Origin of the sequence: Cellulosimicrobium cellulans, assembly GCF_016907755.1 — a bacterium.
Lineage (GTDB): Bacteria > Actinomycetota > Actinomycetes > Actinomycetales > Cellulomonadaceae > Cellulosimicrobium > Cellulosimicrobium cellulans_D.
Window position 1 is genome coordinate 1,186,187 of the sequence record NZ_JAFBCN010000001.1, and the last position, 18,194, is coordinate 1,204,380.

Annotated in this window: 21 protein-coding genes and 1 tRNA gene; 10 read left to right on the forward strand and 12 right to left on the reverse strand. The window is 74.3% G+C overall.

Annotated features, from left to right (window positions below):
- Nucleotides 1-14: 14 nt before the first annotated feature.
- The 3 genes from JOE63_RS05145 to JOE63_RS05155 form a co-directional block, all read right to left on the reverse strand.
- Nucleotides 15-860, reverse strand: coding sequence for a glycerophosphodiester phosphodiesterase (locus JOE63_RS05145; RefSeq protein WP_204539659.1), 846 nt, complete (start codon nucleotides 858-860; stop codon nucleotides 15-17).
- A 91-nt stretch (nucleotides 861-951) separates the two neighbouring features.
- Nucleotides 952-1,515, reverse strand: a complete 564-nt coding sequence (locus tag JOE63_RS05150; protein ID WP_204539662.1) for a TIGR03086 family metal-binding protein — start codon at nucleotides 1,513-1,515, stop codon at nucleotides 952-954.
- A 136-nt stretch (nucleotides 1,516-1,651) separates the two neighbouring features.
- A complete protein-coding gene (locus tag JOE63_RS05155; RefSeq protein WP_204539665.1) occupies nucleotides 1,652-2,710 on the reverse strand; it encodes a 2,3-butanediol dehydrogenase in 1,059 nt (352 codons plus the stop codon).
- Nucleotides 2,711-3,085: 375 nt separating this feature from the next.
- On the opposite strand from JOE63_RS05155, the gene JOE63_RS05160 reads away from it, so the two are divergent.
- Complete coding sequence (locus JOE63_RS05160; protein WP_204539668.1) at nucleotides 3,086-4,231, forward strand: VanZ family protein; 1,146 nt, start codon at nucleotides 3,086-3,088, stop codon at nucleotides 4,229-4,231.
- Here the strand turns inward: JOE63_RS05160 and JOE63_RS05165 are convergent.
- Nucleotides 4,218-4,400 (reverse strand): hypothetical protein, encoded by a 183-nt coding sequence (locus tag JOE63_RS05165; RefSeq protein ID WP_157759575.1) that lies wholly within the window; start codon nucleotides 4,398-4,400, stop codon nucleotides 4,218-4,220. The genes JOE63_RS05160 and JOE63_RS05165 overlap by 14 nt on opposite strands.
- Before the next feature lie 210 nt (nucleotides 4,401-4,610).
- On the opposite strand from JOE63_RS05165, the gene JOE63_RS05170 reads away from it, so the two are divergent.
- Complete coding sequence (locus JOE63_RS05170) at nucleotides 4,611-6,224, forward strand: class I SAM-dependent methyltransferase (protein ID WP_204539671.1); 1,614 nt, start codon at nucleotides 4,611-4,613, stop codon at nucleotides 6,222-6,224.
- A 159-nt stretch (nucleotides 6,225-6,383) separates the two neighbouring features.
- Nucleotides 6,384-6,980: a hypothetical protein gene (locus JOE63_RS05175; protein ID WP_204539674.1), complete on the forward strand. Its 597-nt coding sequence runs from the start codon at nucleotides 6,384-6,386 to the stop codon at nucleotides 6,978-6,980.
- A gap of 28 nt (nucleotides 6,981-7,008) precedes the next feature.
- Here JOE63_RS05175 and JOE63_RS05180 read toward each other — a convergent pair whose 3' ends face one another.
- Nucleotides 7,009-7,611, reverse strand: coding sequence for a pyridoxamine 5'-phosphate oxidase family protein (locus JOE63_RS05180; protein WP_087471028.1), 603 nt, complete (start codon nucleotides 7,609-7,611; stop codon nucleotides 7,009-7,011).
- 48 nt (nucleotides 7,612-7,659) lie between these two features.
- Between JOE63_RS05180 and JOE63_RS05185 the strand changes: the two genes are divergently transcribed.
- Nucleotides 7,660-8,271: a DinB family protein gene (locus JOE63_RS05185; RefSeq protein WP_204539676.1), complete on the forward strand. Its 612-nt coding sequence runs from the start codon at nucleotides 7,660-7,662 to the stop codon at nucleotides 8,269-8,271.
- A gap of 32 nt (nucleotides 8,272-8,303) precedes the next feature.
- Here JOE63_RS05185 and rlmC read toward each other — a convergent pair whose 3' ends face one another.
- Nucleotides 8,304-9,428 (reverse strand): 23S rRNA (uracil(747)-C(5))-methyltransferase RlmC, encoded by a 1,125-nt coding sequence (gene rlmC, locus JOE63_RS05190; RefSeq protein WP_087471030.1) that lies wholly within the window; start codon nucleotides 9,426-9,428, stop codon nucleotides 8,304-8,306.
- A 187-nt stretch (nucleotides 9,429-9,615) separates the two neighbouring features.
- Between rlmC and JOE63_RS05195 the strand changes: the two genes are divergently transcribed.
- Nucleotides 9,616-11,265: a glycoside hydrolase family 64 protein gene (locus JOE63_RS05195; RefSeq protein ID WP_204539679.1), complete on the forward strand. Its 1,650-nt coding sequence runs from the start codon at nucleotides 9,616-9,618 to the stop codon at nucleotides 11,263-11,265.
- Between the two features lie 111 nt (nucleotides 11,266-11,376).
- Here the strand turns inward: JOE63_RS05195 and JOE63_RS05200 are convergent, their stop codons facing one another.
- Together JOE63_RS05200 and JOE63_RS05205 are read right to left on the reverse strand one after the other, a co-directional pair.
- Complete coding sequence (locus JOE63_RS05200) at nucleotides 11,377-11,664, reverse strand: DUF4287 domain-containing protein (RefSeq protein ID WP_087471032.1); 288 nt, start codon at nucleotides 11,662-11,664, stop codon at nucleotides 11,377-11,379.
- A 73-nt stretch (nucleotides 11,665-11,737) separates the two neighbouring features.
- Nucleotides 11,738-11,977, reverse strand: a complete 240-nt coding sequence (locus tag JOE63_RS05205; RefSeq protein WP_087471033.1) for a three-helix bundle dimerization domain-containing protein — start codon at nucleotides 11,975-11,977, stop codon at nucleotides 11,738-11,740.
- A gap of 115 nt (nucleotides 11,978-12,092) precedes the next feature.
- Here JOE63_RS05205 and JOE63_RS05210 point away from each other — a divergent pair, with 115 nt between their 5' ends.
- A complete protein-coding gene (locus tag JOE63_RS05210; protein WP_204539681.1) occupies nucleotides 12,093-12,446 on the forward strand; it encodes a hypothetical protein in 354 nt (117 codons plus the stop codon).
- 89 nt (nucleotides 12,447-12,535) lie between these two features.
- Here the strand turns inward: JOE63_RS05210 and JOE63_RS05215 are convergent.
- Nucleotides 12,536-12,608: transfer RNA gene (locus JOE63_RS05215), tRNA-Lys, on the reverse strand.
- Between the two features lie 367 nt (nucleotides 12,609-12,975).
- Between JOE63_RS05215 and JOE63_RS05220 the strand changes: the two genes are divergently transcribed.
- Nucleotides 12,976-13,257, forward strand: coding sequence for a HesB/IscA family protein (locus JOE63_RS05220; protein ID WP_087471035.1), 282 nt, complete (start codon nucleotides 12,976-12,978; stop codon nucleotides 13,255-13,257).
- A gap of 216 nt (nucleotides 13,258-13,473) precedes the next feature.
- Nucleotides 13,474-13,998 (forward strand): hypothetical protein, encoded by a 525-nt coding sequence (locus JOE63_RS05225; protein ID WP_204539684.1) that lies wholly within the window; start codon nucleotides 13,474-13,476, stop codon nucleotides 13,996-13,998.
- Nucleotides 13,999-14,022: 24 nt separating this feature from the next.
- Here JOE63_RS05225 and JOE63_RS05230 read toward each other — a convergent pair whose 3' ends face one another.
- Complete coding sequence (locus tag JOE63_RS05230; RefSeq protein ID WP_307840294.1) at nucleotides 14,023-14,739, reverse strand: M50 family metallopeptidase; 717 nt, start codon at nucleotides 14,737-14,739, stop codon at nucleotides 14,023-14,025.
- 278 nt (nucleotides 14,740-15,017) lie between these two features.
- Between JOE63_RS05230 and JOE63_RS05235 the strand changes: the two genes are divergently transcribed.
- Nucleotides 15,018-16,541, forward strand: a complete 1,524-nt coding sequence (locus tag JOE63_RS05235; RefSeq protein WP_087471038.1) for a DEAD/DEAH box helicase — start codon at nucleotides 15,018-15,020, stop codon at nucleotides 16,539-16,541.
- 137 nt (nucleotides 16,542-16,678) lie between these two features.
- Nucleotides 16,679-17,107 carry a peptide-methionine (R)-S-oxide reductase MsrB gene (gene msrB / locus JOE63_RS05240; RefSeq protein ID WP_087471039.1) on the forward strand — a complete coding sequence of 143 codons (429 nt, stop codon included), beginning with the start codon at nucleotides 16,679-16,681 and terminating at the stop codon, nucleotides 17,105-17,107.
- Here msrB and JOE63_RS05245 read toward each other — a convergent pair.
- Complete coding sequence (locus tag JOE63_RS05245) at nucleotides 17,076-17,540, reverse strand: ribosomal maturation YjgA family protein (RefSeq protein ID WP_157759577.1); 465 nt, start codon at nucleotides 17,538-17,540, stop codon at nucleotides 17,076-17,078. The two genes, msrB and JOE63_RS05245, sit on opposite strands and share 32 nt — an antisense overlap.
- Before the next feature lie 19 nt (nucleotides 17,541-17,559).
- Entirely contained in the window at nucleotides 17,560-18,063 is a 504-nt protein-coding gene (locus tag JOE63_RS05250; protein ID WP_244286031.1) for a MarR family winged helix-turn-helix transcriptional regulator, read from the reverse strand.
- Nucleotides 18,064-18,194: the final 131 nt, after the last annotated feature.

Consider the following 18,194-nt stretch of genomic DNA (forward strand, 5'->3'; position numbering starts at 1 on the left):
GCGCGGCGGCAGGCTCACCCGTCGAGACCCTCGAACCGCGCGTCGAGCCAGCCGGCGAGCCGGTCCGGCCGGTCGGTCATGATGCCGTCGACCCCCTGCACGAGGAGGTCGTCCCACTCGTCCGTCGTGTTCGCCGTCCAGACGTGCACGCGCAGCCCCGCCTCGTGGAGCGTGTCCACGAGGCCCGGCTCGTGCGCGAGGAGCGCGACCTCCGGGTTGCAGGCCACGACCCCCAGGTCGGCGCACACGCTGACGAGCTCACCGAGGCTGTCGGGGTGCAGCGCGAGCAGAAGCGCGCGGTCGAGGTGCCCCGCGGCGTCGCGCAGCGCGGCGACCGTGGGCGGCCAGAACGACTGGACGAGCACCCGGTCGGCGAGGCCCGCGTCGTCCACCTGCTTCGTCACGAGCAGGGTGTCCTCCACCGTCCACACGCCCTTGAGCTCGACCAGCAGCCCGAGCCCGGGCCGCGCGGCCACGAGCCGCGCCGCCTCCTGGAACGTCGGCACGCGCTGGCCCGCGAACGCGCGCGAGAACGACGACCCGGCGTCGAGAGCGCGCACCTCGGCCAGCGTGAGCCCGTCCACGCGGCCGGTCCCGTCCGTCGTCTCGTCCACGACGTCGTCGTGCAGCACGACGACCTGCCGGTCGGCCGTGAGGTGCACGTCGAGCTCGATCGCGTCGGCACCCGCCCGCGCCGCGGCCTCGAACGCCGCGAGGGTGTTCTGCGGCGCCACGGACGAGTTGCCGCGGTGCCCGACGACGAGCGGGCGGCCCCCGCGGTCCGCGGCGGGCTGGAGCAGGCGGGCACGGTGCGGAGTCGTGCGCTGCTCCGGCGGACGACCAGCGGCGGTGGAGGGCATGGGGCCAGTCTCGCGCGCGACCCGCGCCGCCGTCCTGCCGGGCCACCCGCGGGACGGACCGTTCCGCGAACGTTCACCCGGCGTGCAGCCCTCAGCGGCGGCGGCCCGTGAGCGCGAGCAGGTGGGTGAGGTCGTCGGCGCCGTCGTCGACGTCGAGCGGGCCGCGGAACAACGGGCCCGGCTCGAGGAACGTCGAGCGCGACTCCGCGTAGTGCAGCGCCCACGCGACCAGCGCGGGCTCGCCCGCCTCGTCCGCCCCGACGGCGCGGGCCAGGTCCCAGGCGTGCACCACGAGGTCGAACGTCATCTGGGCGCAGTACTCCGCGCCCGACTCGTCGCCGTAGGACAGGTGCACCCGGCGGTCCAGGGCGTCGGGCGCGAGGAACGCCTCGCGGGCCTCGACGGACGCGTCGACCCACCGGTCGACGGGGTCCTCGCCGAGCACGTCGCCGTCGAAGACGGTGCCGACGTCCTCGATCCACCGCCCGGCGAGCAGCTCGGGCGCCCAGAGCTGCTCGGCCGTGAGGTGGTTGACGAGGTCGCGCACCGTCCAGTCGGCGTCCGGGGTGGGCAGCGCCCACTGGTCGTCGCGCAGCGGGCGGACGAGCGCGTCGAACGCGCCGATCGCGTCGCCGTGGGCGGCGAGGACGTCCATGCCGAACCTCCCGGGGGCTCGTGAACCTCCACCGTGGCACGCCGGGCGGCGCGCCGCAGGTCGAGCGCGGCACGTCGACGAGCACGGGTCGAGCGCGGCCCGCGGCCCCGGGGACGGGGGGCCGCGGGCCGCCGTCTCACACCGACACGACGATCTTCACGTGGTCGTCCTTGTGGTCGATGAGCTCGCGGTACCCCTTCTCCACGACGTCCTCGACGGCGATGCGGCCCGTGACGAACGGGGCGAGGTCGACCTTGCCCTCCTGGACGAGCCGGATGACCGCGGGGTGGTCGTCCGCGTACCCGATGGCGCCCTTGATGGTGAGCTCCCGCAGGAGCACCGTCATGACGTCGAGGGTCGGCGGCGCGGAGAACAGCGCGACGATCTGGAGCGTCCCGCCCGCCTTGAGCGCGTGCGTCAGCGTGTCGAGCACCGGCTGCGCGCCCGAGCACTCGATCGCGACGTCCGCGCCGCGGCCGTCGGTGAGCTCGAGGACGTGCGCGGCGACGTCGACCTCGCGCGGGTCGAGCACGACGTCGGCCACGCCGGTCTCCAGCGCCTTGGCCTTGCGCGCCCCGCTCACCTCGGTGACGACCGCGCGCGCCCCGATCGCGTGCAGGACGGCGCACGTCAGCAGGCCGATCGGCCCCGCCCCGCCGACGAGGACCGTGTCGCCCGCCTGCGCCCCGGACAGCCGGACGCCGTGGTACGCGACCGCGAGCGGCTCGATCAGCGCGGCCTGGTCCAGCGGGACGTCGCCCACGGGGTGCACCCAGCGGCGCTCGACCACGATGTGCTCGGACAGCCCGCCACCGCGGCCGGAGATCCCGATGAAGCCCATCTTCACGCACGCGTTGTAGAGGCCGTCGCGGCACGGCGGGCACTCGCCGCACACCATGAAGGGCTCCACGACGACGGCGTCCCCGACCGCGAGCCCGTCGACTCCCTCGCCGAGCTCCTCGACGACCCCGGAGAACTCGTGGCCGAACACGACGGGCAGCGTCTCGCCCGACAGCGGGTGCGGCTCGGTCGCGGACGGCGCGGGCGGGAACGGGCCCTCGAGGTAGAGGTGCAGGTCGGACCCGCAGATGCCCGTCCATGCGGGCCGGATCTTCACGGTCCCCGGCCGGGTCTCGGGCTCCGGGACGTCCTCGATCCGGAGGTCTTCCTTGCCGTGGTACCGCGCCGCCTTCATCGTCCTCACCTCGTCCGTCGGGCCGCGCGCACCGCTCGGTGCGCGGCGGGCGGTCCCCGGACCGGTCCTCGGTGAGACCTCGGCGGGCCGTGGCGACCGACCGCACCTCCACGCTAGGCCGCGGTCCGGTCGGCACGTCGCGCCGAAGGTCCTCGGGTACGGGGCCGGTCGTCGTCGGTGCTCGCGCGGGAGCCGGGGCGCGCCGGGCACGAGGGCGGTGCGGTGCCGGGACGCGGTGCCGGAACGTGGTGCCGGAGCGCGCGTGAACGCGGTGCCGGAGCGCGCCGCCGCGGGAGCCGCCGCGATACTGGGGCGCGTGACCACGACCCCCGCCCGCGCACGCCGAACCGTCCCCGAGCCCTGCGGGGTGCGCGCGTGATCGACCGGTGGACGTGGCCGGCGTACGTCGGCGTGATCGGCGGGGCGCTGCTCTTCGCCGCGTTCCTCGTGCCCGCCCTCGCGTGGCAGTCGCGCCGGTACGGCGGGCTCAGCGGCCGCCGCCTGGTCGGGGCCGCGGCCGTCGCCGTCTACGGGGTGGCCCTCGTCGCGTACACGCTCCTGCCGCTGCCGAGCGGGGATCTCGCCGAGTGGTGCGCCCGGTACGGCGTCGCGGGGGCGGAGCTCGTGCCGTTCCACTCCCTGGCCGACATCCGGCGCGACACCGCGGGCCTCGGCCCCGGCGCGACCCTGCGCAGCGCGGCCGTGCTCCAGGTCGTGTTCAACGTCGTCCTGTTCGTCCCGTGGGGCCTCCTCGTGCGCCGCTACCTGGGGCGTGGCGTCGTCGTCGCGACGCTGTCCGGCCTCGCCGCGTCGCTGCTCATCGAGACCACGCAGTACACGGGGATCTTCGGGATCATCCCGTGCTCGTACCGCGTCGCCGACGTCGACGACGTGCTGACCAACACGCTCGGAGCGCTCCTCGGGGCGCTCGCAGCCCCGCTCCTGCTGCGATGGATGCCGCGCGCGGCGGAGCTCGAGGCGCGCCGGGGCGAGGCGCGGCCCGTCACGGTGTCGCGTCGCTGGCTGGGGATGCTGCTCGATGCGCTGCTCGTCACCGTGCTCGGCGTCGTGCTGCAGGTGGGCTACCGCACGGTGCTCCTCCTGCTCGGGCGTCCGCTGCCCGACGGGACGGACTGGCCGCAGTGGCTGCTCGGCACCCTCGTCCCGTTCGCGCTCGTGTTCGTCGTGCCGACGTTCCTCGACAGCGGCGCGTCCTGGGGGCAACGGACCGTGTGGCTCGCGCCGCGCTGGGCGGGCCGGCCCGGCACGACGGCGCAGCGCGTCGCCCGCGCGGCGGCCGGGGGCGCGCTGTGGGGGGCGCTGGGCCTCCTCGCCGACCTGCCGACGGACGTCCCGACGGCGCTCGCGGTCGCGGGCGACGTGGCCGCGCCGGTCGCGTGGCTGTTCGCCCTGGTGTCGGTCGTCGCGGTCCCGTTCACGCCCGGGCGGCGCGGGCTCTCGGGGGTGGTGTCCGGCGCGGAGGTCGTCGACGCGCGGGAGACGACGCTCAGTCCTGCGTGAGGAACCCGACGGTCAGGGCGATCGCGCCCCAGATCACGAGGCCCCCGCCGACGGCGATGGCCATCCCGTTCGCCCCCGTGGAGCCGGCCCGGCGCGCGCCGCGGGCGGCCGTCGCGGCGATCGCGAGGCCGGACACGACGAGCACAGCCCCTGCCACGATCCAGAACATCGCGAACACCGTCCCATACGTCCCCTGTGCTCCGCATCGTGGACGGCCGTCCAGGACCGTCCGATCGGGGAGCGCTCGCCCCCGCGCGCGCCGTCGACCTGCGGGTTCTCGGGCAGGCGGGCTTCACGGAGAGCGAACACACCGGCGGCGATGCGTGCCGAGCCGTGAGACGGCTTGCACCGAGGCGCGGTCACGCCGCACGGTGTGCGGGTGCACCCGACCCCCGACGGCCCGCCCGTCCGCCGCGTCCTGTTCCCGGGCCGTCACCACGTCGTCACGCGCTACCAGGTCGACTACCTGCGGGCGCTGCGCGCCGGGCTCGTGCGCGACCTCGACGGGCGCCGCGTGCGCTGCGCCCCGGACGTCGAGGTCGTCTGGGTCGTCACGTCCGCGAACCATGCGGGCACGCGCCGCAACCCGCTGCCGGGCCACCGCCGCGAGGCGCTCGTCGAGAACGTGACGACCCGGGAGGGGCTCGCGTCCGTCGTCGTCCCCGTGCCCGACGTCGCGCCGGACGACCGGTTCGCCCACCTCGTCGTGACGAGCGTCGCGACGGCGACGGGCGTCGCGCCAGACCCCGCCGACACCGTCGTCGCGTGCTCGACCCCCGCCCTCGTGGAGGCGTACCGCGCCCTCGGCTACCGCGTCGCGGGCGTGGAGCTCGACGCCGCCGAGCCCGGCGGCCGGCTCCCCGCCCGGCCGTGGGACGTCGTCGAGCAGATCGCCGGGGGCGACGAGGGCTGGCAGGAGGTCGCGCACCCGGCCGTGCCCGAGTTCTACGCGCGCTACCGGTTCGTCGAGGACGTGCGGCGGATCTTCGCCGACCCCGTCGTCTCCGGCGACGGCGATCTCACCTCGACGCGCGACTACCGCACCTACGCGGCCGCGTTCGAGGACGCGTCCGCGCGCAAGTGGGCCCAGGTGGCGCCGCACGTGCGTCCCGGTCGGATCGTCGACATCGGCTGCGCGACCGGCGGCCTCCTGGAGCACGTCGCGCGCGAGCCGCGCCTGCACGAGTCCGACCTGTTCGGGGTCGACGTCGCGCGGCACCTCGTCGCGGAGGCCGAGCACAAGAAGGCCCAGGGCGTGTTCGCGAACCCCCACGTGTGGTTCGTGCAGGCCAACATCCTCGACCGGTCCGTGATGCCCGACGCGACCGTCGACACGACCCTCACGATCGCCCTCACGCACGAGGTCTCCTCGTACGGGGACGGCGTGCGCGACGTCGAGACGTTCGCGCGCCGCGTCCACGCCCACACCCGGCCCGGCGGGGTGTGGATCAACTCCGACGTGTGCGGCCCCGCCGAGCCGGACCGCGGCGTCGTGCTGACGCTGCGGACCGACGACGGCGCCGCGGCGTCAGGCGACGGTCCGGGCGGCGCGCGCACGGACCTCGACGACCTCGCGCGCACGGACGTCGCCGCGTGGGTCGGGGCGCTGTCCACCGACGCGCGCCTGGTCCAGTTCGCGCACGACTTCCCGCGCCTGTCCGGCGCGGCGTTCGCGCCCGCGCGGCTGGGCCCCGGGTCGTGGCGGCTCACGCTGCGCGAGGCCATGGAGTTCCTGACCCGCAAGGACTACGTCGACAACTGGCTGTCCGAGTGCCACGAGCGGTTCTGCGACCTCAGCGGCCCGCGGTGGGCGGACCTGCTCGCGGACGCCGGCTTCGAGCTCGAGCCGGGCAGCGGCGCGTGGCGCAACGAGTGGGTCGTCGAGCACGCCCTCGCGCCCGTCGCGGCGCTGCACGACGCCATGACCGGGGAGCCCGTCGACTGGCCCGACACCCACGTCCTCACCGTCGCCCGCCGCCCCGAGCTCGCCTGACCGGGTCCCGAGACCCGACCCGCCGAGGTAGAGCCCTGGTACGGCGAGGGAGAGCCCAGGTTCGCCGGGGTAGAGGCCTGGTCATGGCCACGTCTCTACCTCGCGTGACCGGGGCTCTCCCTCGGGAGATCGGGGCGGCGCCGTCGTACGCTCGGAGGCGTGCTCCTCGACGCCCGCACGCTGCGCGGCCTCCAGGACGGGACGGTGACGCTGGCGTTCCGCCGCTGGACGACGCCGCGCGTGAAGGTCGGGACGCTCCAGCGCACGCGGATCGGCGTCGTCGAGGTGACGTCGGTCGAGCGCGTACCCTCCGGCGCGGACGGCGCGCCGCTCGTGTCCGACGACGAGGCACGCCTGGCCGGGATCGCCTCCCCGGAGCGCGTGCTCGCCCGGGGCGCCGCGCGCGAGGGCGACCTCTACCGCGTGGGCATCCGGCTCGCGGGCCCCGACCCGCGCGTCGCGCTGCGCGAGGACGCCGACCTGGACGCGGCCGCCGTCGAGCAGATCCGCGCCGCGCTGGGCCGCAAGGACCGCGCCGCCACGGCGCCGTGGACCCGGCAGTACCTCGAGCTCGTCGCGGCGAACGAGGGCGTCGTCGCGCGCGAGCTCGCCGCGGGCCTGGGGATGGCGCGCGACGACTTCAAGGTGCGCGTGCGCCGGCTCAAGGAGCTCGGCCTCACCGAGAGCCTCGACGTCGGCTACCGCCTCTCCCCGCGCGGCCGGGCCTACCTCGACGCGACGACCCCCGACCCCTGACGGGGCGGGGGACGGACGCTTCGACGTGTCAGCGAGTGGTCGCGCTCGACCGCGACGACGCGCTGACAGGTTCGCCAGGGTCGCCGATCGCGGGGAGGCCGTCGATGCTCGTGGAGTTCTTGGTGACGCGGTAGTCGTCGAGCTGCTCGGGCGTCTTGCGACCGGCCCAGCGGTCGAGCAGGTCGCGGTCCTCGACGAGCTCGAGGTGCGGGACGGAGAACCCGCACGAGTCGGAGACGCGCGTGACGTCCACGACGACGACGCCGCGCTGCCCGGCGGTCTCCGCCTTGGCGAAGTGCCCGCGCAGCGCGTCGAACTCCGCGCTCCCGGCCTCGACGTACCGGCCGGTGCCGTGGAACCGGACGATGTTGGGCGGCCCGGAGAACGCGCAGAACATCACGACGATGCGGCCGTTCTCCCGCAGGTGCGCGGGAGCCTCCGCGCCTGACCCGGTGTAGTCGAGGTAGGCGACGCGGTGCGGGTCGAGCACGGCGAACGTGCCCGCCATGCCCTTGGGCGAGACGTTGACGTGCCCGTCGGCCGCGAGCGGCGCGGTGCCGACGAAGAACACCGGCTGCGCGAGGACGAACGACGCCAGCCGGTCGGTGATCTGTGCGTGCACGGTGCCCATGAGCCGAGTCTGGCACCGGCGTCGGTGGGCGGGAGTAGCGTCCGAGGGATGGGCGCGACGACGCACGACCACGACCCGAAGGCGACGCTGCAGCGGTACCTGACGCGCGAGCGCGAGGTGCTGCTGGCGAGGGCGGAAGGGCTGGGCGAGCACGACGTGCGTCGTCCGCTCACCCGGACGGGCACCAACCTCCTGGGACTCGTCAAGCACGTGGGCAGCGTGCAGCTCGGCTACCTCCACGAGGCGTTCGGCGGCACGCACGACCTCCCGATGCCCTGGTTCGACGACGACGCCGAGGTCAACGCGGACATGTGGGCGACGGCGGACGAGTCGCGCGAAGAGGCCCTCGACTTCTTCCGGGCGTCGACGGCGCTGTGCGACGCGACGGTCGCGTCGCTCGACCTCGACGCGCGCGGCGAGGTGCCGTGGTGGCCGCCGGAGCGCCGCGAGATCTCGCTGTTCCTCGCGCTCGTCCACGTCCTGGACGAGGTCGCGCACCACGCCGGCCACGCCGACATCGTCCGCGAGCTCGTCGACGGCGCGGCGGGGGACGACCGCGGCAACCTCCCCGACCTGGGGGACGACGAGTGGGCGGCGTACCGCGAGCGGCTGGAGGCCTCCGCCGTGGAGGCCGCGCGGCGCGCGGGCGAGCCGGCCTGACCGCGAGATCGGCAGCCGTACGAGCGGCGTGGTCAGGCGCGCTCGAGCAGGACCGCGACCTCGTAGTGCGACGTCTGCGGGAACATGTCGAGCACGCGGGCGGCGCGCGGGCGCAGCGACGGCATGAGCGCGAGGTCGCGCGCGAGCGACGTCGCGTTGCAGCTCGAGTAGACGACGTGCCCGACGCCGGACTCCTCGAGCCACGTGCTGAGCGTCTCCCCGATCCCGCGCCGCGGCGGGTTGACGACGACGAGGTCGGGCACGTCCTGCCGGGACAGCGCGAACGCCGTCGCGTCGTGCGCGAGGAACGTCGTGCGGTCGAGGCCCGCGTCGCGCGCGGTGAGCCGTGCGCTCGCCACGGCCTCGGCGCTCGTCTCGACGCCGACGACGTCCCGGCCCGGCCCGGCGACGTGCAGCGCGAACCCGCCCACCCCGCAGTAGAGGTCCCAGACGGTGGCGGGCGCGGCGTCGTCCACCCACTCGCGACCCTGGCGGTAGAGCGCGGCGGCGACGTCGGTATTGGTCTGGAAGAAGCTCTGCGGGCGCAGGTGCAGGTCGATCCCGTTGACGCGCATGCGCAGCGTCTCGGCGTCCGTGAGGAGGATCTCCGTCTCGCCCTCGACCACCGCCTTGTGCTCCGGGTGGAGGTTCACCGAGACGACGCGGAGCGAGGGGAGCGCGGCGAGCAAGCTCGGCAGGTGCTTGCGGATGCGGGGCAACGACTCGGTGGAGCGCAGGACGAACCGCGCCATGAGGTCGCCGTCGGGGGAGAGCGTGACGAGCACGTACTTGAGCTCGCCGCGGCGGGCGCGCACGTCGTAGGGGACGAGCCGCGCGCGCGTGACGAACTGCGCGAACGCCGGGAACGACGCCTGGAGCGCGGGCGGGTAGAGCGGGCAGTCGGTGAGGTCGACGCCGCCGCCCTCGCCGAGGATGCCGAGCACGGGGGCGTCCGAGGTGCCGGTGACGACCATCTTCGCCTTGTTGCGGAACGCCGACTCCGCGGACTCGACCGTGGGCAGCCAGGTCAGGTCGGGCGCGAGCGGCGCGAGCAGGTCGGCGCAGTGCTCCTGCTTGCCGGTCAGCTGCGCCGGGTACGCCAGCTCGAGGAGGCTGCACGACCGGCACCGGCCGGCGTCGTAGTGGTGGCACTGCACTCGTTCGAGTCTACGGGCGTGCCGGACGAGGGTTCCGCCCACGCCGTGGGAGCGCTCCCTAGCGTGGACGCCCGCGGTCCGCTACGGTCGTGGCAGCGCTCCCACACCGGTGTGGGACGGCGCTGTCGCCGGGCCGGTCCGGCGAGTGCGGTGACGACGGAGTAACCGAACAAGGAGCAGATCCGGCATGAATCTCGACAGGCGGAGAAGAAGCAGACGAGCGTGGGCCGCGCTGTGCGCGGCGGTCCTCGCGGTGAGCGGGGCGGTCGTCGGTACGGCGGCCCCCGCGAGCGCGGTCCCGGCGACCATCCCGCTCACGATCACCAACGACTCGGGCAAGGGGCCGATCTACCTGTACGTCCTCGGCGAGCGCGACGGCGTCGCCGGGTGGGCCGACGCGGGCGGCACGTTCCACCCGTGGCCCGGAGGAGTGGGGCCCGTGCCCGTCCCGGCACCCGACGCGTCGATCGCGGGCCCCGGCCCCGGCCAGTCCGTGACGATCCAGCTCCCCAAGCTCTCCGGGCGCGTCTACTACTCGTACGGGCAGAAGATGACGTTCCAGATCGTGCTCGACGGGAGGCTCGTCCAGCCCGCGGTCCAGAACGACTCCGACCCCAACCGCAACATCCTCTTCAACTGGACCGAGTACACGCTCAACGACGGCGGCATCTGGATCAACAGCACGCAGGTGGACCACTGGTCCGCGCCGTACCAGGTCGGGGTGAAGCGGTCCGACGGGCACGTCCTCAGCACGGGCATGCTCAAGCCGAACGGCTACGAGGCCTTCTACACGGCGCTGGAGGGCGCCGGGTGGGGTGGGCTCGTGCAGCGCGCGCCCGACGGGAGCCGCCTGCGCGCGCTCAACCCGTCGCACGGGATCGACGTCGGGAAGGTCTCCTCGGCGTCGATCGACTCCTACGTCACCGAGGTGTGGAACTCCTACCGCACGCGCGACATGGTCGTCACGCCGTTCTCCCACGAGCCGGGGACGCAGTTCCGCGGGCGGGTCGACGGCGACTGGTTCCGCTTCCGCAACGGGTCCGGGGCCGAGGTGGCGGCCTTCAAGAAGCCCGACGCGTCGAGCGTGTACGGGTGCCACAAGGACCTCCAGGCGCCGAACGACCACGTCGTCGGCCCGATCGCCCGCACGCTGTGCGCCGCGCTCGTGCGCACCACGGCGCTGACGAACCCGAACCAGCCCGACACGAGCAACGCCGGCTTCTACCAGGACTCGCGGACGAACGTGTATGCCAAGCTCGCGCACCAGCAGATGGCGAACGGCAAGGCGTACGCGTTCGCGTTCGACGACGTCGGCGCGCACGAGTCGCTCGTCCACGACGGCAACCCGACCGCCGCGTACATCAAGCTCGACCCGTTCACGGGCACCGCGACGCCCATCGGCGACGGCGGGGGCGGCACCGAGGAGCCGAACCCGGGCGGCGGGCTGCCGACCGGCACCGGGACGATCCGCGCCACCGCCGCGCTGTGCCTGGACGTGCCGTGGGCCGACCCGACCGACACCAACCAGGTCCAGCTCGCGAGCTGCAGCGGCAACGCGGCGCAGCAGTGGACGCGCGGGTCCGACGGGACGGTGCGGGCGCTGGGCAAGTGCCTCGACGTCGCGCGCAGCGGGACCGCGGACGGCACCGTCGTCTGGATCTACACGTGCAACGGCACGGGCGCCCAGAAGTGGGTCTACGACGCCGGCACCCAGGCGCTGCGCAACCCGCAGTCCGGCAAGTGCCTCGACGCCCAGGGTGGGGCGCCGCTCCACGACGGCCAGAAGGTCCAGCTCTGGACCTGCAACCAGAGCGCGGCCCAGCGCTGGTCGTTCTGACGCCGCCCGGTCCCTGACCCGGCAGCATGCCCGGTGCCCGACGCCGCCCGCTCGCGGGACGTCGTCGGGCACCGGTGCGCCCGGCGCGACCCACGCGTCGTCCGTGGGGCGTCAGGCAGGCTTGGTCGCCTTGCCGTCGAGCCACAGGGTGTCGGACTCGTCGCGGTGCGAGCCGTCGGACCCCACGTGCTTCGACGAGATCTGCGGGCCCTTGGTGATGACGTGCACGATCGCCATGCCGTGACCGCGCCCGAGCCCGTAGTCGTCCTTGAGCCACTCGAGGATCGGCGTGGCCTTCGTGGACTCGTCGAACCCGCGCTCGTGCGCGAGGTCCACGAGCTGGCGCGGGGTGAGGCCGGTCTTGTCCTCGACCGCGTCGAGATAGGCCTGGAAGGACATGCGTGCTCCTCGTCGTCGGGGGCGGGCCGCTCGACCCGCCGGTGAACCTACCGACGGTCGCCCACACGAGGACTCATCGGTCCGGTCGCGGCGTCCTCCGCGCGGGGCGGGGCGGTCGGCTGCCCGACCGCAGCACGTCCGTCACCACGTTCTCCACCAGGACCGGGACGAAGTCGCGCACGTGCGCGGTCTGGTAGCGCCCGAGCTCCGCCAGCACCTGGTCGCGGACGTCGTCGACCGGCACCTCCGGGAAGCGTGCGCAGATCCGCTCGACCACGACGTCGATCTCGCGGTCCTCGTCCTCGATCGCCATGACCCGACGTTCCGGCCCCCGGGTGCGGGGCACAACCAACAACGGATGAACAGACGGCGCACACGCCGCGCGGCGACCTGAGCGTGCCAGCGGGTCGCAGTACGCTCGGGCAACGATGCCGTCCACGATCCTCGTGCTGTGCGCATTCCTCGCACTCCTGGCCGCCGCGGTGTGGCCGGCGGTGCGGCACCGTGGCGCCCCGGGCCAGCGGTTCCGCGCTGTCCTCGCCGCCACGACCGTCCTGCTCCTCCTGGTCCTGATGCTCGTCACCACGGCGCCACGCGACGTCACCGACGACGGCCGGCGATCCACGTGCATCGAGGAGCCGCTCGGGGGACTGAACCCCCTGTCGTCCGACGCGACCGACGCGTGCGTCCAGGCCAATTGGATGACGGTCGCGCTCGTGCTCCTCGGGTGCGCGGCCCTGGTGACCGCGGAGCACGTCGTCCTCCGTCGCCGTGCCCGCTGACGCGGCGCAGGGTCCTCGCCGATCCGCCGACGTCGGTCGCGCCGGGAGACGCGCGTCCGTGATCGACGCGTCTTGTGGGATGTTCCAGGTGGGCCCCGTGGGGCTCGAACCCACAACCTACGGATTAAAAGTCCGCAGCTCTGCCAATTGAGCTAGAGGCCCTGGACGCCGCCGGCGCCCAGGCACAGGCTACCCGCGTGCCTGAGTTGGCAGTTCGCGTCGAGTTCGGCAGCTCCGGTCGAGATCGGCAACGGGGATCGCCGACCTCGGCAGGAGCTGCCGACCTCGGTGTCACGAGCGCGCGGGCGCGGACCCTACGCGCGTCGTCGGGCGCTGTCACGCGCGGTCTTGCTCCGTGAGAAATTCGGTGAGAATCGGGCGATTCGCTTGCGAGTCGAGCCCGTTCTTGTTTCGGTGGAGTGGACCGAGGGGCCCGCGGGAGGGTGCACCGACGGCAGGTCACGCCGGCCAGGCGTGGGCCGCACGGACGTGTCCCGCAGGGCTCCGCCCGGCGACGAGAGGAGCTCTCGTGCTCACCCTGACCGACAACGCCCGTACCGCTGTCCACGACCTGCAGACCCAGGCCGGTGTCCCGGAGGGAGGCGGTCTGCGGATCGCCGAGTCCGCGGACCAGGCGGGCAGCTTCGAGCTCGCGCTCGTGCCCGGCCCGCAGCCTGACGACGCGGTCGTCGAGGACGGGGAGGCGAAGGTGTTCGTGGAGTCTGCCACGGCCCCGACCCTCGCGAACCTCACGCTCGACACGGACCCGAACGCGCAGGGTCCGGCGTTCGTCCTGACTCCTCAGGGCTGACCCACCAGTTCTCCCGGCGTTCGCGCCGGACGATCTCGACGACGCGTCCTCCTCCTCCGGGTGCGTCTCTGGTCGCACGACGGGCCGTCCGCTCCGGCGGGCGGCCCGTCGTCGTGTCCGCGCTCGTATCAGGGCCTCGCCCTGCTGCTCCCTCCCTGACGTGGTTGTCCCGATCAACCGAACCCGGCCACCGGGCCGGGAGCAAGGGGGAGAACGATGACGTCCAGGACCACGACCACCACCTGCACTCTTCTGGCCGCGCTCGGCGTGGCGCCGTTCGCCGCCGGCTGCGGTGCGGCACCCGCGCCGGACGCGGAGCCTGCGGCCGACGCGCCGACCGCGCGCGCGGCGCACGACTCCGCGGCACCGCCCGCCGAGCAGCACCTCGTCGTCGCCCCCGGGACCGAGGTCGACCTGGACGGGGAGACGGTCGAGCCGACCGCCCACGTGGTCGGCTCCGAGATCGCGTGGGACGGCGACCGGGTCGCGTTCCTGTCGGGCGCGACGCTCGTCGACGGCGACGTCGACCCCGCGTCGTGCGCGGACCGGGTCGCGGGCTACGAGGCGGCCGCGGGGGACACCCGGGACGTGCCGGGGAGCTCGCTGCCGGCGGCGCTGCTCGACGACGGTGCGCAGGTCTGCGTGCGGACCGACGAGGGGACCGTGCTCCACGTCGAGCTGCGGGGACCGGACGTGCGCGACGAGCTCCAGGTCAGCGTGCGGGCCCAGCTCCCGCGCTGACGGGAGCCGCCGTGGGAGCGGCGCTCAGGCCGCCGGTCCCACGATCCACGACCCGCCCAGGACCGCCGCACCGAGCGTGACGACGAGGAACACCCCTACCCAGAACAGCCCGGGCAGGTGCGTGAGGCGGGCGAGGATGTCGGCGTCGGAGGACGACGCCCGTCCGCGCGACCGCTCGCTCTGCAGCTCGAGCACCGGCCGTACCGCGCCGAGCAGCAGGAACCACGTGACGGCGTAGGCGACGGCGCTCTGCACGGCGGGCGTCGCCCACCACGACACGCCGACGAGCGCCGCGCCCGTGACGAGCACGGACCACAGCCCGAACCAGTTGCGGATCTGCAGCAGCATGAGGGCGAGCAGCACGACGAGCAGCCACAGCAGCCCGACGGCGTAGCCCTGGCGCAGCAGCGCGGCCGCGCCGAGCCCGATGAGGCCCGGGCCGACGTAGCCCATGAACGCCGTGAGGATCATGCCGAACCCGCGCGGCCGGCCGGACGACACGGTGAGGCCGGACGTGTCGGAGTGCAGCCGGATGCCCGAGAGCCGCCGGCCGGTGAGCAGCGCGGCGAGCGCGTGCGACGCCTCGTGCGCGATCGTCACGACGTGCCGCGCGACGCGCCAGACCGGCGTGACGAGCACGACCGCCAGGGCGAGCGCGCCCATCGCGACGACGACGGCGGTGGCCGGGGGAGCGACGGGCGTCGTCGCGGCCTGCCACACCTGCCCGACGACGTCGCCCACGGACGCGGCGACGTCGCCGCCGGAGGTGGTCCCGCCGTCGGACAGCACGGCTCGGGCTACGGCGAGGGAGGGCGTCAGCGCGTGCACGCGCGCCATTCCACCACAGCCTGCTGTGCCCGCGGACGACGCGACGAGACGCACCTCACCCGTGCTCCGGCGTCGGGCATGAGACACTGGAGGTTCGAGGGCAGCGCGATCCCGCGCGCCCCGCGTCGTGGAGATCCCCCCGGATTGCGTGCGGCGGACCCCGACCTTGAGCCCCGAGAGGCCCATCACCTGTGACTTCCTTTGCCGATTTCGGCCTGCCCACCCCTGTCGTGCGCGAGCTCTCGCGCCAGGGCATCGACTCCCCGTTCCCCATCCAGACCGCCACCCTGCCCGACTCGCTGAAGGGCCGTGACGTCCTCGGCCGCGGCCGCACGGGCTCCGGCAAGACCCTCGCGTTCTCGCTGCCGACCGTCTCGCGCCTGTCGTGGGCCAAGTCGTCGCGCCAGCCGCGTCGTCCCCGCGCCCTCGTGCTGTGCCCGACGCGCGAGCTCGCCAACCAGATCAACGCCACCATGGAGCCGGTCGCCAAGGCGCTCGGCCTCGTGACGACGACGATCTTCGGCGGCGTCGCGCAGTCGCGCCAGGTCGCCGCGCTCGACAAGGGCGTGGACATCGTCATCGCGTGCCCCGGCCGCCTCGAGGACCTCCTCAACCAGCGCCTGCTCACGCTCGACGCCATCGAGATCACCGTGCTCGACGAGGCCGACCACATGGCCGACCTCGGGTTCCTGCCGGGCGTGAAGCGCATCATGGACAAGACCCCGAAGCAGGGCCAGCGCATGCTGTTCTCCGCGACGCTCGACAACGGCGTGGACCAGCTCGTCAAGCGCTACCTCAGCAACCCGGTGCGCCACTCGGTGGACGACGCCGCGGCCGCGCCCCCGCAGATGACGCACCACATCCTCGCGGTGCGCGACGCGGACGCGAAGAAGCAGATCGTGCACGAGCTCGCGTCCGGCACGGGCCGCCGCGTGCTGTTCATGCGTACCAAGCACCAGGCGAAGAAGCTCGCGAAGCAGCTCACCGCGAGCGGCGTCCCGGCCGTCGACCTGCACGGAAACCTCGGCCAGGGCGCGCGCGAGCGCAACCTCGAGGCGTTCTCCTCGGGCGCGGTGAAGGTGCTCGTCGCGACGGACATCGCGGCGCGCGGCATCCACGTGGACGACGTCGAGCTCGTCGTGCACGTCGACCCGCCAGCCGAGCACAAGGCGTACCTGCACCGCTCGGGCCGCACGGCCCGTGCCGGGTCCGAGGGCGTCGTCGTCACCGTCATGCTCCCGGAGCAGCGCGGCGACGTCCGCGACCTCACGCGCAAGGCGAAGATCACGGCCCAGCCGAAGCCCGTCGCCCCCGGCGACGCGACGATCAAGGGCCTCGTCGGCGAGGTCGCGGAGTACGTGCGCCCGGCGGACATCACCCCGCCGCAGACGCAGGCGAAGCGCGGCACCACGTCCACCAACGGCGGGTCGCGCGCGTCGCGCCGCAACCGCGGCGGCCAGGGCGGCGGTCGCCCCGCGGCTCAGGGCGCCGGTCAGGGCACGACGGCGCAGCGCGGCCAGGGCGGTCAGCGCCCGGCGCAGCGCGCGTCCGGGGCGGGTCGACCCGAGGGGGGCGGCCGGGAAGCCCGAGCCACGTCGGGCGCCGGGAACGGCTCGACGGGCCAGTCCGCAGGTCGCCGCCGCGGCGGCCGCGGCCGCGCGCAGCGCCCGGCCGGCGGTTCGAGCACGGTCTACTCGACGTCCAGCCCGCGCTGACTCGTCGCCCACCCGGTTGTGGGCATGAAATGGGCCCGGTCTTCTCGTCGAGACCGGGCCCATTTCATGCCCACAGCGGGGGGTGACGTCGGGAACACCGGAGCGGGGCGCGCGGTTGGGATGGTCGGAGGTGGATCATGACCAGCCAGACCCACGAGAACCAGCCCTATGACGTCGTCAAGACCGATGCCGAGTGGCGTGCCGAGCTGTCCCCGCAGGAGTTCGCCGTGCTGCGGCAGGCCGGGACGGAGCGCGCGTGGACGGGCGAGCTGCTCGACGAGAAGCGCGTCGGCGTCTACGCGTGTCGGGCGTGCGGCAACGAGCTGTTCCGCTCGGACACCAAGTTCGACTCGCACTGCGGGTGGCCGAGCTTCTTCAGCCCGCTCGCAGGCGACCGCGTCGAGCTCCTCACGGACCGCAGCCTCGGCATGGTGCGCACGGAGGTGCGCTGCGCGCGCTGCGGGTCGCACCTGGGCCACGTGTTCGACGACGCGCCTCAGACCCCGACGGGCGACCGGTTCTGCATGAACTCTGTCAGCCTGACGTTCCAGGCCGGCGAGGGGTAGCCGACCGGGCGCCGGCCCACGCGTCGACCGCGCACGCGAGCCCGACGCCCACCAGATAGCAGACCAGGTCCCGCACCGCGAACGTGCTGCCCAGCAGCCACGCCGCGGGCGGGACCGCGTCGTTCACGGCCGCGGCCAGACCCGTCGCCTGGAGCACCTCGACCGCCCAGCACCAGCCGAGCGCGACAGCGCCCGCGACGAGGGGGCGCACGCGCGCGAGCGCGAGGACCACGAGGACGTATGTCGCGACGGCGTACAGGACGTCACCGCCGACGTCACCCCACGGGTCCGGCACGCGCGTCGCGACGACGAGCCCGGCGAGCACGACGAGCCCGAGCACGAGGGCGACGAGCGACCGCCGCCGTCGCCGGGGCCGCGGGGGAACGGGCGTGACGACGCCGCGGGGCGGACGCGCGCCGTCGGGCACGGTCACGCGGGGCGAGGGCGCGCCGTCACCGGTTCGCGGCCCAGCGCACGACATCCTCGGAGTAGCGGTGCAGCAGGTCCGCGAGCGTCGCGACGTCGGCGCGGTCCCAGCCGTCGAGCGCCTCGGTGATCGAGATGACCCGCCCGCTGTGCGCGGCGTGGAGCCGGGCCTCGCCGTCGGGCGTCAGAGTGATGAGCTGCCCGCGCGAGTCGTCGGGGTCGACCTCCCGGGCGACGAGGCCGAGGGCGTGGAGCCGGCTGAGCTGGCGCGAGATGGTCGCGCGGCCGACACCGAAGTGCGCGGCGAGCTCCGAGCCCCGGACGCCCGGGTGGTCGGCGATGTGCGCGAGGAGGGGATAGGCGCTCGCTTCGAGGTCGGGGTGGATCCGGCGCGCCATGGCCGTGGCGGCCGCTCCTCCACGGCGCAGCAGGACCCGCAGCTCGCGTTCGAGATCGACGTACGCGACGTCCGGCTCGGCGGCGCGCACGGCGTCGGGAACGGGGCGGGTGGGAGCGGTCTCGGCGGGCACACGCCCATTCTGACGCCCGGGACGGCAAGCGGTCACGCCCGTCCGGAAAACCTCACCCCCTCCGGGGCGACGAGACGACGTGGCGGGGTCGAGTATCCTTTCCCGGGCCCGAGGGTGGTCCGTGGGGGAGG

Bases quoted from the DNA above. Each gene is read 5' to 3' on its own strand.
- JOE63_RS05210 (WP_204539681.1), top strand. From the start codon at position 12,093: ATGCCGTCCACGATCCTCGTGCTGTGCGCATTCCTCGCACTCCTGGCC.
- JOE63_RS05225 (WP_204539684.1), top strand. From the start codon at position 13,474: ATGACGTCCAGGACCACGACCACCACCTGCACTCTTCTGGCCGCGCTC.
- JOE63_RS05150 (WP_204539662.1), bottom strand. From the start codon at position 1,515: ATGGACGTCCTCGCCGCCCACGGCGACGCGATCGGCGCGTTCGACGCG.
- JOE63_RS05185 (WP_204539676.1), top strand. From the start codon at position 7,660: ATGGGCGCGACGACGCACGACCACGACCCGAAGGCGACGCTGCAGCGG.
- JOE63_RS05165 (WP_157759575.1), bottom strand. From the start codon at position 4,400: ATGTTCTGGATCGTGGCAGGGGCTGTGCTCGTCGTGTCCGGCCTCGCG.
- msrB (WP_087471039.1), top strand. From the start codon at position 16,679: ATGACCAGCCAGACCCACGAGAACCAGCCCTATGACGTCGTCAAGACC.
- JOE63_RS05195 (WP_204539679.1), top strand. From the start codon at position 9,616: ATGAATCTCGACAGGCGGAGAAGAAGCAGACGAGCGTGGGCCGCGCTG.
- JOE63_RS05200 (WP_087471032.1), bottom strand. From the start codon at position 11,664: ATGTCCTTCCAGGCCTATCTCGACGCGGTCGAGGACAAGACCGGCCTC.
- JOE63_RS05180 (WP_087471028.1), bottom strand. From the start codon at position 7,611: ATGGGCACCGTGCACGCACAGATCACCGACCGGCTGGCGTCGTTCGTC.
- JOE63_RS05205 (WP_087471033.1), bottom strand. From the start codon at position 11,977: ATGGCGATCGAGGACGAGGACCGCGAGATCGACGTCGTGGTCGAGCGG.
- JOE63_RS05145 (WP_204539659.1), bottom strand. From the start codon at position 860: ATGCCCTCCACCGCCGCTGGTCGTCCGCCGGAGCAGCGCACGACTCCG.
- JOE63_RS05155 (WP_204539665.1), bottom strand. From the start codon at position 2,710: ATGAAGGCGGCGCGGTACCACGGCAAGGAAGACCTCCGGATCGAGGAC.